Origin of the sequence: Gymnodinialimonas mytili (genome assembly GCF_037544085.1) — a bacterium.
Classification (GTDB): Bacteria; Pseudomonadota; Alphaproteobacteria; order Rhodobacterales; family Rhodobacteraceae; genus Gymnodinialimonas; species Gymnodinialimonas mytili.
On the sequence record NZ_JBBIFW010000001.1, the window covers coordinates 1,692,855 to 1,706,074 of the forward strand.

15 protein-coding genes are annotated in these 13,220 nt (G+C 59.9%); 4 read left to right on the forward strand and 11 right to left on the reverse strand.

Features of this window, described 5'->3' with window-relative positions:
• Nucleotides 1-21: 21 nt before the first annotated feature.
• The 10 genes from pufA to V8J82_RS08470 form a co-directional block, all read right to left on the reverse strand.
• On the reverse strand, nt 22-189 hold the full coding sequence (gene pufA, locus V8J82_RS08425) for a light-harvesting antenna LH1, alpha subunit (protein WP_339974140.1): 168 nt from the start codon (nt 187-189) through the stop codon (nt 22-24).
• A gap of 11 nt (nt 190-200) precedes the next feature.
• Nucleotides 201-353, reverse strand: coding sequence for a light-harvesting antenna LH1, beta subunit (gene pufB, locus V8J82_RS08430; protein ID WP_339974143.1), 153 nt, complete (start codon nt 351-353; stop codon nt 201-203).
• Nucleotides 354-566: 213 nt separating this feature from the next.
• Nucleotides 567-788: a cytochrome PufQ gene (pufQ, locus tag V8J82_RS08435; protein WP_339974145.1), complete on the reverse strand. Its 222-nt coding sequence runs from the start codon at nt 786-788 to the stop codon at nt 567-569.
• Nucleotides 781-2,265, reverse strand: a complete 1,485-nt coding sequence (gene bchZ / locus V8J82_RS08440; protein WP_339974147.1) for a chlorophyllide a reductase subunit Z — start codon at nt 2,263-2,265, stop codon at nt 781-783. The genes pufQ and bchZ overlap by 8 nt, the downstream gene beginning before the upstream one ends.
• A gap of 91 nt (nt 2,266-2,356) precedes the next feature.
• On the reverse strand, nt 2,357-3,922 hold the full coding sequence (gene bchY, locus V8J82_RS08445) for a chlorophyllide a reductase subunit Y (protein ID WP_339974150.1): 1,566 nt from the start codon (nt 3,920-3,922) through the stop codon (nt 2,357-2,359).
• Entirely contained in the window at nt 3,919-4,095 is a 177-nt protein-coding gene (locus V8J82_RS08450; protein WP_339974151.1) for a hypothetical protein, read from the reverse strand. The genes bchY and V8J82_RS08450 overlap by 4 nt, the downstream gene beginning before the upstream one ends.
• Complete coding sequence (locus tag V8J82_RS08455; protein WP_339974152.1) at nt 4,085-5,086, reverse strand: chlorophyllide a reductase iron protein subunit X; 1,002 nt, start codon at nt 5,084-5,086, stop codon at nt 4,085-4,087. Before V8J82_RS08455 ends, V8J82_RS08450 begins: the two co-directional genes overlap by 11 nt.
• Entirely contained in the window at nt 5,083-6,024 is a 942-nt protein-coding gene (bchC, locus tag V8J82_RS08460; protein WP_339974153.1) for a chlorophyll synthesis pathway protein BchC, read from the reverse strand. Before bchC ends, V8J82_RS08455 begins: the two co-directional genes overlap by 4 nt.
• Before the next feature lie 142 nt (nt 6,025-6,166).
• Complete coding sequence (locus V8J82_RS08465; protein ID WP_339974154.1) at nt 6,167-7,297, reverse strand: methyltransferase; 1,131 nt, start codon at nt 7,295-7,297, stop codon at nt 6,167-6,169.
• Nucleotides 7,298-7,299: 2 nt separating this feature from the next.
• On the reverse strand, nt 7,300-8,172 hold the full coding sequence (locus V8J82_RS08470) for a polyprenyl synthetase family protein (RefSeq protein ID WP_339974156.1): 873 nt from the start codon (nt 8,170-8,172) through the stop codon (nt 7,300-7,302).
• A gap of 98 nt (nt 8,173-8,270) precedes the next feature.
• On the opposite strand from V8J82_RS08470, the gene crtD reads away from it, so the two are divergent.
• From crtD to hslV, 3 genes are read left to right on the forward strand one after another with little or no spacing between them, the layout of a single operon-like run.
• Nucleotides 8,271-9,851: a 1-hydroxycarotenoid 3,4-desaturase CrtD gene (gene crtD, locus V8J82_RS08475; protein ID WP_339974158.1), complete on the forward strand. Its 1,581-nt coding sequence runs from the start codon at nt 8,271-8,273 to the stop codon at nt 9,849-9,851.
• Nucleotides 9,848-10,675 (forward strand): carotenoid 1,2-hydratase, encoded by an 828-nt coding sequence (gene crtC, locus V8J82_RS08480; protein ID WP_500796447.1) that lies wholly within the window; start codon nt 9,848-9,850, stop codon nt 10,673-10,675. The genes crtD and crtC overlap by 4 nt, the downstream gene beginning before the upstream one ends.
• Nucleotides 10,676-10,729: 54 nt before the next feature.
• The gene (gene hslV, locus V8J82_RS08485) at nt 10,730-11,287 is read left to right on the forward strand and encodes an ATP-dependent protease subunit HslV (protein WP_339974160.1); all 558 of its coding nucleotides are present in this window, start codon (nt 10,730-10,732) and stop codon (nt 11,285-11,287) included.
• A gap of 93 nt (nt 11,288-11,380) precedes the next feature.
• Here the strand turns inward: hslV and V8J82_RS08490 are convergent, their stop codons facing one another.
• Nucleotides 11,381-11,764 carry a DM13 domain-containing protein gene (locus tag V8J82_RS08490; protein ID WP_339974162.1) on the reverse strand — a complete coding sequence of 128 codons (384 nt, stop codon included), beginning with the start codon at nt 11,762-11,764 and terminating at the stop codon, nt 11,381-11,383.
• Nucleotides 11,765-11,896: 132 nt separating this feature from the next.
• Here V8J82_RS08490 and hslU point away from each other — a divergent pair, with 132 nt between their 5' ends.
• The gene (hslU, locus tag V8J82_RS08495; protein ID WP_339974165.1) at nt 11,897-13,213 is read left to right on the forward strand and encodes an ATP-dependent protease ATPase subunit HslU; all 1,317 of its coding nucleotides are present in this window, start codon (nt 11,897-11,899) and stop codon (nt 13,211-13,213) included.
• Nucleotides 13,214-13,220: the final 7 nt, after the last annotated feature.

Below are 13,220 nucleotides of genomic sequence, written 5' to 3' on the forward strand. Positions count from 1 at the left end.
TGAAGCACAGGTGTCGGGGGCTTATTCGCCGCCGAACCCCATGTTCATGGCGGCTGACTCGAACCAGTTCAGGCCGGACGACAGCACCACCAGGTGGATCATCGCTGCCAGCAAGAACAGGAACACGCCTTGTGCGACGAACACGCGGCGGGGATCGAAGATGAGCCAGATCTTGTAGAACTTAGCCATGTCTTATCTCCTCACCCGAACCACGGCGCCCAGATGTACGTGGCGAGATGAGCAACGATGGCGACGGCCGAGAACAGCCAGAGCCCGCTCATATACACCGCGTGCAGCTCTTGCGCCTGCTCGTCGGTCAGACCTGTGAAAGACAGATCGGAATTATCAGCCATATTTTCCTCCGGAACGTCAGACTGATGCCGCAAACCCTGCGGCCGGGCCCCGACAAGGCCTCATTGCCCTGCCGGCATTCCATCTCAGGGTCACGGATGTGGCCCATCGATGAACACAGCCCCGGCTCCGGTCGTCACGCCGAGAATTTTGTAGTCCTTGATCTGCACACCCTGGGTCTAGTCAGGGTCTAACGTGCACATCAGGGCATATCGCTAGGCGGCAAAGATCATCGGTGTGATCAGATGCGCCTGCAGCCAGGCCCGTTTGATCGGGCCCTTATCGGTCAAAGTGCCGCTTTTGATCGCTGTGAACGCCCAGGTGAGCGTGGCCAGCGGCAAGGTGGCAACAAAGATGATCGCGAAGTAGATCATGAACTCCGTCTTCGGTGGCTTGGCCGACCGCGTGACGGGGCTGTTCGAGGTCATGTCACTCATGGGCTTTCTCCTCCTCCTCGAAATCAAAACCAGTGGGCGCCAGGCGCTTGATGGTTTCGGGCATGACCCGTTCTGCCCCATCGGCAAGCGCGGCCTTTTCGGCAGCGTCGCGTAAGGTTTTTGCGGCAGAGATACGGGTCAGAATTGGGTGTTCGGCGACGATCCGATCCAGGATCGCCTGCGCTTCGGGTTCCCATGGGAAATCCCGTTTCAGGGTCGCGGGCGTCGCCTCCGCGCTGTCCATGTCACTGCCCAGCGGCAGGATGTGGAACAGCGCATCGAACAAGCTGTTGCAGACTTCTTGGACCAGATAGGTCGCGCCTGCATATCCCATCATCGGCGTGCCGGTGGCGCGGCGAATCGCGGCGCCCGGGAAGCTGGCGGGAATGAAGGCGGGTTTCGGCCCGTGACCTCCGGCCATTTCGGCCAGGTACATCTTTTCGTTGATCGACCCCATCAGCACCAGCGGGCGTTTGGTATGGATCATCTCGCGCACGGCATCATTGTCGGTCTTCTTGCCCGCCACCCGCGCAACCGCAAAGGCACAGGGAAAACCCAGATCGTTTTCCAGAAAATTGCGAATGCCGCGGGCATAGGTCTCGTTCGCGACGATCCCGAAAGAGGCGGTCGCGAAAAAGTCTTGGGTCACTGACCGCCACAAATCCCAGACGGGTTTGATGGTTGAATGCTTTTCGCGCTGGATAAAGGGCTCTGGATCCAGCCCGGTCAACTCTCCCAGCTTGCGGAGGAATTTTGTGGTGGAGTCGATCCCAATCGGTGCCTGCAGATAGGGTTTGCCCAGCACCTCGCACAAGCCGCGACCAAACTCCCGATACATGCAGATATTCACATCCGCATTCACCAGATCGCGCATCTCAGCCACATGGGCGCCCAGCGGCATCACCATATTGACCTCACATCCGATCCCTTCGACCAGACGGCGGACTTCGTGCAGGTCCGACGGCATGTTGAACGTGCCGTACATCGGGCCAAGGATGTTGACGCGCGGCGCGGCGCCCTCCTCGCGTTTCTTTTCGCGCGGCATCCGGCCCTTGGTCATCCCGAATTCGGTAAAGATCCAGGTCATCGCGCGGTCAGCGCTTTCCCATTGGTCTTCGTCGATGGTGCGCGGCAGGAAGCGTTGGATGTTGGTGCCTTGTGGGGTAACGCCACCACCGATCATCTCAGCGATTGAGCCGGTGACCACCACAGCAGGCAAAGCCGGATCAAGCGTGTCCCAGGCGCGCTTCATCGCGCCTTCGGTGCCGTCGCGGCCCAACTCTTCTTCGGCAAGCCCGGTGACGACAATCGGCAATTCATGGGGCGGCAAACCGTCGGTATAATGCAGCACCGATGTCACGGGCAGGTTTTCGCAGCCGACCGGACCATCGATGATGCATTGCAATCCCTTCACCGCGGTGAAGGCGTAAACGCTCCCCCAATAGCCACCGGCGCGGTCGTGATCCTGGATCAGCATGGCGCGCCTCCCGCAGCGGAGGGTGTCGTTACGAAAACACTACAGAAAAACGACAGGATCTTTACACGGGGTTTTGGCTCCAAGGGGCGCATCAGATCATCTCCTGCGCCTTGGCCGCGCGGGCCTGCTTGTCGAGCTTTTTCTGATGCGCGGCACGGAAATCGGGCCGCAGATTGGGCGTGCCCTCCCAAACGCCTGCCGTATCCTCGTGGCCCACGCCTTCAAAGAATTCGCGCATGTGATCCATGCGGTCTTTGTTGGCCATCGCGGCGTTCACGACCTGCCCCAAAGACCCGGCACCGGCGGGTCCCATCAACGGGCGCGCAGAGATCAGATTGGTGAAGTAAAGGCTTGGAATCCCAAGCTCTTTGCCTTTCTGCACCACCGGCGTCGTGCCGATGGCCAAGTCTGGTTGGATCGCCTCCATCGCCGCGCAATCATCTTCCAGAGAGGCGCGGAACTTGACCTTTGTGCCCTTGGATTCCAGCCAGTCCAGATCGGGCGCGCTCCAAGGAGTTTTGGCGCAGGCCGTGCCTACATAAGGCACTTCCGCCCCGCTTTCGATCAGCAACCGCGCGACCAGCAATTCGCTGCCTTCATAGCCCGATAACGTGATGGTCCCCTTTACGGGAACCGAGGCCAAAGCCCCTGATATCGCTGGCAAAAATGCGTTCTGAGCCACCGCAACCTGATCGGGCGGAACACCATAAGCGTCACCGATGGCCGCCAGCCATGTGGCGGTGCCGTCATGTCCAACGGGGGCCGATCCGACGATGGTCCGACCCGCGGCTTCAAACTCACGAATGGCGCTGGTGTAGAAAGGGTGGATCGCCGCCACCACCTGACTGTCCAACGCGGAATAGAGCTCACGCCACTCACGGCAGGGAACGACCGGACCTGCCGCCAGACCGAGCGGCGCGAGCATCCCTGAAATCCCAAGGGGATCCGCAGGGAACATTTCGCCCAACAGCGTCACTGTTGGACGGTCTGAAACACCCGAAACTGGAGCCTGAACTGGACCGGCCTCCACCTCCTGTCGGGCATAATTGAGCATCGCCCCAGCGAGGACGTCTTTCGCCTCGGCATGGGTCGGCACTCCGAAGCCCGGAACGTCGATGCCGACGATCCGAACCCCATTGATTTCGTCGGGCAACAGCCGCAACGGAACTCCGGACGCTGTCGGCACGCAGAGATTGGTGACCACAATCGCATCATAGCGCTCGGGATCTGCCATCTCGTGCACAGAGTCTCTGATGTCTTCGAAAAGCTTGCCGGTGACGAGCGTTTCGGAATTGAACGGAACATAACCCACCGACCGGCGGGCGCCGTAGAAATGGCTGACAAAGGTCAGCCCATAGACGCAGCAGGCCGAGCCCGACAGCACCGTCGCCACGCGGCGCATCCGCAAGCCAACGCGCAAAGACCCAAAGGCGGGGCACATGCTCTGCGGTTTATCGTGGGGGCCTTGCGGATAGTCCTTGGCGAATTGATCCAAGATCTCGGACTTGCCAGCAGACCGCGCGGCCGCCTCCATCTCAGCGGCACCCGCATGGCAACCAAAACCGTCTCCGTCTTGCGGTTTTGAGCCGGTATCGACAGCGTCGCCCTCGATCACATCCACTTCGGCAGAGGTGTCATATGTCAGCTCCGAACTCATCGGAACTCACCCAATGCAGCCCAGCATCTGCCACCGGCGACCAAGCGCTCTTCCGACGTGGCGATCTGTTCTTGCGCGGCTTTGATTTGCGCCGCCGAAATGCGCAGCTGTTCCTTGACACGTTCAATGAACAGATTGCATTGGGCGATAAAGCTGTCGTTGCTAGGCGTCATCATAGACCACCTCCAACGATTGCTTTGGCGCTGCATTTTTGCCGCGCATATCCATGTCTGTTGCCGGTTCCAGAACAACCCCAGCCCCGGTGTCGGAGCCGTCGAACAATTCCAGCAATTGGTCCTGGCTCAGCGCAACGGGGCGCATCGGCGGCGCATCGGCCACGTTTTCGCCAAGGGCCGCGAACAACGCGCCCCACTGGCTTTCAGCCGTGCCGACGATTTGGTAGTTCGCAGACTTTTTGCGCAGATCATCGTCTTGCGGGATGCTGGCCAAAACGGGGATGTCGACGGCCTTGGCAAAGGCTTGCGCCTCGCCCGACCCGTCATCCTTGTTGATCACCAGCCCCGCGACGCCGACATTGCCGCCCAGCTTGCGGAAATACTCCACCGCCGAGCAGACATTGTTGGCCACGTAAAGGCTTTGCAGATCGTTCGATCCAACAAGGATCACCTTCTGCGCCATGTCGCGCGCAATCGGCAGACCAAAGCCGCCACAGACAACGTCGCCCAGGAAGTCGAGCAGCACGTAGTCGAAATCCCAGTCGTGGAAGCCCAGCTTTTCCAGCAGCTCGAACCCGTGGATGATCCCACGCCCACCGCAGCCGCGACCGACTTCGGGGCCGCCAAGTTCCATCGCAAAGACACCGCCGCGCTTGAAGCAAACATCGCCGATCTTCACCTCTTCGCCCGCGAGTTTCTTCTGGGTCGAGGTTTCAATGATCGTCGGGCAGGCCTTGCCGCCGAACAGCAGCGAGGTTGTGTCGGATTTCGGATCGCAGCCGATCAGCAGCACGCGCTTGCCCTGCTCGGCCATCATGTGGCTGAGATTGGCGAGCGTGAAGCTTTTGCCGATGCCGCCCTTCCCATAGATCGCGATGATCTGGGTTTTTTTCGTCGGCTCGCCCTGAGGCACTTCCAGGGTCGGTTCTGCGGCTTCGTCCCGCAATTTGTTGTCATATTCGCGTAGATTTGGGACATCCAAGCTCATGCCGTTCCCTCCCAATTCAGGATCATTTTCAGACATGCCGGGTCTTCGAATGCGGTCCGATACGCCTCGGCTGCGGCGCTGGCCGGGCGCGTATGTGTGATCAGCCCATTCAAGCTGAGCGCGCCGTGATCGATCAGATCGCGGGTGGCAACCAGATCATCCCGCGTCCATTCCGCCGCGATCCGCATCCGGGCTTCGCGCATGAACGCGGGAGGAAACGCGAAGGATAGCGGTTCAGGGTAAAAGCCAGCCAGCACGATCTCGCCGCCCTTGGCGAGACGTCCTATAAGCGTATCGAGCAGATCGGACACACCGCTTGCATCATAGATGCAGGTATAGTCGCGACGCTCATCCGCATCCGGGTGGATCACCTGATACCCGATAGCACCGGCCATACGGCTTTCATCGATTTCCCAAACGATCGGGGGCTTGCCCCCGGCGGCAATGGTCAGCCGCGCCAGCAAACGTCCGAAAACGCCATGTCCGATGATCAGTTCAGGCAATGTCTTATCAAGCCCTGCCATGGCGTGCCGCGCGGTGGCGGCCAGAGCCAACAAAGCGCCTTCGGCATGCAGCGTGGGGTCGATTTTGACAACGCGATCCGCAGCGGTCACAAGCCGGTTCGAAGCCCCGCCAAACAGACCCTTCACATCGCCGTAGCAATTTGCGCCGGGCACAAAGACCCGATCACCGGGTTTGAAGCCTGTTTCAGCCGCAGCCTCGACCACTTCACCTGCGGCCTCATATCCGGGAACAAGGGGATATCCCATGCCGGGGAAAGGTGGCATCTCACCGGACCAGAACAGTTTTTCGGTGCCCGTGGAAATACCGGAATGGGTAACATCAACAACCAGATCACCGATACCCGGTTCAGCCAATGTGACCTGCCCCAAATGCAGTGAGCGGGGGCCTTCCAATATGACGGCTGCGCTGTGCAAGCGATCTCTCTCCATCGGTCGTCGGTTGTCTTACCTGAAAAGATTCGGAAGAATCTGATCCAGATGCACGTCAGTGTCAGTTTAACCTGACACATTTACATGTCAATTAGGATAGACAAAAACCAATGGTGTAAATGTAGATTTACAGCTTTGTGGCGGTCACTAGCCCTGTCACAAAGGGGCGCGACGTCTTTTTGACTGTCACTGCACTGAATCCAGCCTTCGCCAAATGCTCAGAAATCTCTGTTGCGCTGCGCACTCGGCCTGTGCGCATGGCCAGACAATAGGGGCCGAAATATGCGTCCCCGGCGCGACTGGGCCGTGCACCGCCGGACATCGGCTCGGCCACGATCACCCGACCATTCGCAGGCAGTGCCGCATGCACCTTCGCCAGCAACATCCGCACTGTATCATCGCTGTGATCGTAGAGCACGCGGACCAAGCTGATCGCATCGGCGCCAGACGGCAGCGCATCGGTTCGAAACGATCCCGCTGTGATTTGCGCGCGCGGGGCCAAACCTTCGCAGTCAAAGCGAGCTTGGGCCGGCGCCACAACGGCTGGCAGGTCGAACAGATGGAGCGACAGATCTGGATATGCGTGACCCGCGGCGCTCAAGAACACACCTGTACCGCCGCCGATATCCAGCAGCGTTTTGACGCCGTTAAGTTTCACATGGGTCAACGTCTCTTCCGCAACCAAGGCTTGACTGTCGGCCATGAGATCCGAGTATTTCGCTGCAATCTCTGGATCAACATCCCCAGTGGCGCCAAAGACATAGGGCCAAAACTCGGCAAGCTCGGTCGCAGACCCATCGCGGAAGAATGCGGCAGGGTCTGCAAGGTCGCGGTACAGCACATCATGATGACGGATCATCTGCGCAAGGCCCGGGATGCCAGGCAATGCTGCGCCAAATCGACCCAACGCATAGCGCCCGTCGCGTCGACGTTTCATCAAGCCCAACGCCGCTGCGCCTTGGGCCAACACACGCATTCGATCCACCGGAACATCTGTCCGCTGCGCCAAATCCTCAAGACTGTGCGGTTGTCGGGCCAGATGCTGCGGCAGGTTTAATTCAACAAAGGCCATCAGGATCTGGCTATGTACAAAGCCCGCCACCAGATCGAACAGCGCCTCACCGTCTTTGCGCGCCACGCTGGCGGCAATCGGCATGCGGGCCGCGCGTTTTTGAAATCCGCGCGATCCAATCAGGGCGGTTTTCCATGCATAAAGCCTGTCACGCAAAGGGATATGGTCGGGTTCGGCCAGCGCCATGGTTACTCCGCCGCTTGCACCGGCGGCATGACGGGCGTCAGGCGTTCCGCGGTCTTGCGGACCATATCGGCAAGCATCGCTTCGCCCGGGCAGGACGGTATCGAGGCGATGGCACCGGACAAAATGTCCTCCAGCCGTCTGATCGCGCCGCGCACGCCAAGCTCGGACACTGCGTTGGGCCGCCCGTTGATCTCATCCTGGTGGATTGGTTTGCCTAAGGTCGCCTCGTCGTAAAGCGCATCACGCAGGTCATCCGCGACCTGGAACGCCTCGCCGATCCGCGCGCCAAGCTCGGTCCAAGGCCCGGATTCGTGCCCGGCGGCGGCGGCACCCATTCGGGTCGCGGCGACAAACAGCGCGCCGGTCTTGGCGCGATGATACGCAGAGAGGTCGATCTTATCCTCGCTCTCCCAGCCCTGACCGGCACAGATACCATTGGGCATACCCGTCGAGTCGCCCAAGATCCGCATCAGCTCAATCGCGCGACCGGGATCGCTCGCTGCCTCACGAACCAAGACTTCAAACGATGCAATGATCAGGGAATCGCCCGTGAGCAGGGCCAGCGCCTCGCCGTGGGCTTTGTGCACCGATGGCTTGCCGCGGCGCGTATCGGCGTTGTCGAAACAGGGCATGTCATCATGCACAAGGCTGGCGCAATGGATCAACTCGATCGCCGTTGCCGCGGCATCAGACAAAGCAGGCTGATCATCACCACATGCCAACGCAACGGACAAACAGATAGTCGGGCGAATCCGTGCGCCACCCGGATTGACCGCATAGTCCAAAGCGTTGGCCAGTTTTGGTGGCGCCGCACCGCCCTGCGCCTGCGAAATTGCAGTCGACACCGCCCGTTCGATACGCGTTTTCAAGGGCATGGGCATCTCCTTCATCATCAGGGCGGTCAGTGGCTACGACATCTGATATGTAAATCAGACTGGACATATTGGATCGCACTGTCAACAATGACTGACACTTGGAGGATGATGCGCTGACCCGTTCGCAGACCCGTGCCGTTGTAATTGGCGCCGGTATCGGCGGTCTTTCGGCTGCAATGCGTTTGGTCGCGCAAGGTCTGGCGGTAACAGTTGTCGAGGCAGCCGATATGCCGGGCGGCAAGATGCGCACCACCCCATCTGATGCAGGCCCGATTGATATCGGCCCGACTGTATTGACCATGCGCCCGGTCTTTGAAGAGCTCTTCGCAAATCTGGGGGAGCGCTTGACCGATCACGTCACACTCCATCGTGACCCCCTGCTGGCGCGGCATCATTGGCGTGACGGATCCAGCCTTGACCTGTTCGACGACCCTGACGCGAGCGCCGAGGCTGTCCGCAACTTTGCAGGCGCCAAGGCCGAGCGGCAATTCCGTCGCTTCAGCGCTAAGGCCCGCGCGCTATTCGAGGCGTTCGATGGGCCGGTGATGCAAGCGGACACTCCGCGTTTCAGCAGGCTAACAGCCCATGTGCTGAGGAAACCGTCCTTGATCCCCGCTATGGCGCCCGGCCTTAGCCTCGCGCGGCGCCTATCGCTCAGCTTCAGTGATCCTCGATTGCAACAGCTTTTCGGGCGTTACGCCACATATGTCGGCGGCTCGCCCTATCAAAGCCCCGCCGTGTTGGGCTTGATTTGGCATTCCGAAGCGCAGGGCGTTTGGAGCGTGGCGGGCGGAATGCATGGCCTGGCCAAGGCCATGCACGACCTCGCAGCCTCGAAAGGCGTGGAGTTCATCTTCAGTCAGCCTGTCACCCAAATCGATCAATCAGAGGGGCGCATCGCGCAGGCGGTTCTTCTTGACGGCACATGCCTTCCAGCTGACGTGATCGTTTTCAATGGTGACCCGCGCGCATTGCGCCATGGCTTTTTGGGCGATGCCGTCACGGGCGCTGTTCCAGATACCGGGACCGAGCCGCGCAGCTTGTCCGCCTTCGTTTGGGGATTTGCCGCTGAACCAGCGGGCGTTGATCTGGTGCACCACAACGTCTTCTTCTGCGACGATCCAAAGGTGGAATTCGGCGATCTTGCTCAGGGTCAGATGCCACGCGACGCGAGCCTCTATGTCTGCGCACAGGATCGGGGTGCCCGGACACACGATGGACCTGAACGCTTTGAAATCATCATGAACGGCCCACCCGGTCACAGGACGACGACGGAGGATAGAAAAACATGCCAAACACGCACGTTCGAGACGTTAGCGCGGATGGGTTTGACCTTCTCTCCGACACCCGACATCAGCGCGTTGACCACGCCGGCGGATTTCAACCGGGCCTTTCCCGCGTCGGACGGTTCCCTCTACGGGAGGAGCCCGCACGGGATGTCTGCCACGTTCCAACGACCCACAGCACGAACGACAATACCGGGGCTCTATCTGGCGGGCGGCGGGGCGCATCCGGGGGCGGGGATCCCGATGGCCTGCCTCTCCGGCAAGCACGCGGCCGCGGCGATACTCAGCGACCTTGCTTCGATATCGACGTCCCGCCCGATGGCTATGCCTGGTGGTATGTCGACGGGATCAGCGACGATGGCACCCGCGCCATCTCCATCATCGGCTTCATAGGATCGGTCTTTTCGCCCTGGTATCGGTGGAGCGGACGGCGCAACCCGGCGAACCATTGCTGTTTAAACGTCGTTACCTATGGACGCGGCGGGCGATGGACCATGACAGACCGGGGCGCCGATGCGCTTGGTCTATCGGAGGATCGGCTTCAAATCGGGCCCTCTGCCATGGTGTGGCGCGGCGACCGGCTTGAGGTCGAAGTGAACGAGATTTCGACCCCCCATGCCCAACGGATCAGCGGCATGGTCACAATCCATCCCAGCGCGATCACGAATGTCGAAATGCCGCTGACAGAAGATGGCGCCCATATCTGGCGTCCCTTTGCTCCAACCGCGCGGATCGAGGTGATGCTCAATAGGCCAGGCTGGACCTGGACCGGCCATGGCTATTTCGATGCGAATTTCGGCACGCGCGCCCTGGAGGCCGATTTCAACTATTGGACTTGGGGGCGCTTTCCACTGTCAGACGGATCAGCGTGTTTTTATGATCTGCAAAGGCGCGATGGAACGGCGATGGGAACCGGCGTTGGCTTTGCCGAAGACGGCAGCCCATACGCGATCCAAATTCCCCCGAAAGCGAAACTGAACAGGCCTTTGTGGATGGTGCGGCGGGAAACACGGGCGGATGCGGGTTATCGGCCAAAGCAGGTCAAAGCGATGCTGGACGCCCCGTTCTACAATCGTTCGGCCATTCAGACACAGATCAACGGCGAGGAAACCATCGGCGTCTACGAGGCGCTGGATCTTGATCGGTTCCGCGGCCCCTGGCTGATGCCGATGCTGGCGGTTCGGGTGCCCCGGCGCCGTGGTTGGCCCGGCGGATAGCTTGCCGCGGACCGTGACGCTCGCCATATAGGGCGTAGAAAAACGGAGATCCCGATGGCAAGTAACGAATTTCCCGGCTGGCATGGCACGACAATCATCGGCGTCCGCAAGGGCGGCCAAGTGGTGGTGGCCGGTGACGGGCAGGTGAGCCTTGGACAAACAGTGATAAAAGGCTCGGCGCGTAAAGTGCGGCGGCTGAGCCCTGGCGGATATGATGTTGTCTGCGGCTTTGCCGGGTCGACGGCGGATGCCTTCACGTTACTGGAACGGCTGGAATCCAAGCTGGAGGCGACACCCGGCCAGCTTCAACGCGCCTCGGTCGAGCTGGCAAAAGACTGGCGCACCGATAAGTATCTGCAGAAGCTCGAAGCGATGCTGATCGTCACCGACGGATCCGAACTCTATATCATCACCGGCGCCGGCGATGTGCTGGAACCCGAACACGGGATAGCCGCCATTGGGTCCGGCGGGAACTACGCGCTTGCTGCGGCTCGCGGAATGATCGACGGCGACAAAGACGCCGAAACCGTTGCCCGCGACGCAATGCAGATCGCCGCTGATATCTGTGTCTATACAAACGGAAATCTCACCGTTGAGACGATCAGCGCATAAGCGATATCACCCGCGACGACCTTTAGGCCAAGGCGCGATCATCCGCGCCTTGGTAGGATTTCCAGGCAAAACCAGGTTGCCGCCTTTTGCGATTTAGGTCAGCCGCGCAACGCCCAGCGGAACGTTAAACCGCTCGCACCAGATCCAAACCTCGTTGTAATCGTCGGGATTGATCCCATCGGGGATCTGATAGCTGGACGCGCCAGTGTTTGATGTCAAAAGGCCCATGAGGGTTGATGGATCATAGCCGTTATTGCCCAAGGCAACCTTGGGATCCGGCGCCCCATCGAAGAAAAAATCATCTAGAAGATTGACGCGCCCATCGACGATTTCGACGCGGCCCGAGGTCACGTGATTTGACCGGCCTTGAAACGTGCCAATACGGCCGTGACCACCGGCAGATGCGGGTAGGGTGGCGAATGCTGTGGTTGCCGCTGCAGTCGAGGCGACGGTGAAAAGAAAGTGGCGACGGTCCATATCCTTGGCTCCTTTAGGTGAGTGTCGAAATACATGCACAGACGTGGCCATCTCGTCAGCCCACCCCCACGGCCTCGTGATTGGTTGCGCATTTTTCGTGACTGACTAGGTATGGGCGAAAGGAGCCCGAATATGACCAATCTTACCCCGCGCGAAATCGTCAGCGAGCTGGACCGTTTCATTATTGGCCAATCCGATGCCAAGCGCGCGGTCGCCGTGGCGTTGCGCAATCGCTGGCGGCGCAAACAACTGGGCGACGACCTGCGGGATGAGGTTTATCCGAAGAATATTCTGATGATTGGGCCCACCGGCGTTGGCAAAACCGAAATTTCGAGGCGCCTGGCAAAACTCGCCAAAGCGCCCTTCCTAAAAGTGGAAGCCACAAAATTCACCGAGGTCGGATATGTCGGGCGCGACGTGGAACAGATCATCCGCGATCTCGTCGATGCAGCGCAAATTATGATCCGCGAGAACATGCGCGAAGAGGTGAAGGCGAAGGCCCATGATGCCGCGGAAGAACGCGTGATTGAGGCATTGGCAGGTGACACCGCCCGCGAGCAAACACGCGAGATGTTCCGCAAGAAGCTCCGTGCCGGTGAGCTGGACGACACGATCATCGAACTTGAGGTGACCGACAATTCCAACCCGTTTGGCGGGTTTGAGATCCCCGGACAACCTGGTGGGCTTGGTGGTATGGGCGGCGGCATGATGAACCTGGGCGATCTGTTCAAAGGGATGGGGGGTCGCAAGGTGAAACGCCGGTTAAGCGTCGCCGCCAGCTACGAGATCCTCATTGATGAGGAGGCGGACAAGCTACTGGATGCGGAAACGGTCACAAAGGAGGCCCTGCGTGCCGTTGAGCAAAACGGGATCGTCTTCATCGACGAGATTGACAAGGTTTGCGCGCGCTCCGATGCGCGTGGGGCGGACGTCAGCCGCGAAGGCGTGCAACGGGACCTGTTGCCATTGATCGAAGGCACAACCGTTTCGACCAAACACGGCCCGGTGAAAACCGACCATATCCTGTTCATTGCCTCGGGCGCGTTTCACATCGCCAAGCCCTCGGATCTGCTGCCGGAACTACAGGGCCGTCTACCGATCCGGGTCAATCTGCGTGCGCTTACTGAAGAAGATTTCGTGAGAATCCTGACCGAAACCGACAACGCCCTGACACGCCAGTACACCGCGCTCATGGCCACTGAAGAGGTCACGGTCGAGTTCACCGATGATGGGATCGCAGCCTTGGCGCGTATTGCAGCAGAGGTGAACCAGAGCATTGAAAACATCGGTGCGCGGCGGCTTTATACCGTTTTGGAGCGCGTTTTTGAGGAGCTTAGCTTTACCGCCCCAGACCGGGCCGGTGCGGAAATCCGCGTAGATGCCAGCTTTGTCGATGACAATCTCGGCGAATTGACGCGCAGTACCGATTTGAGCCGCTACGTTTTGTAAGCCAAGC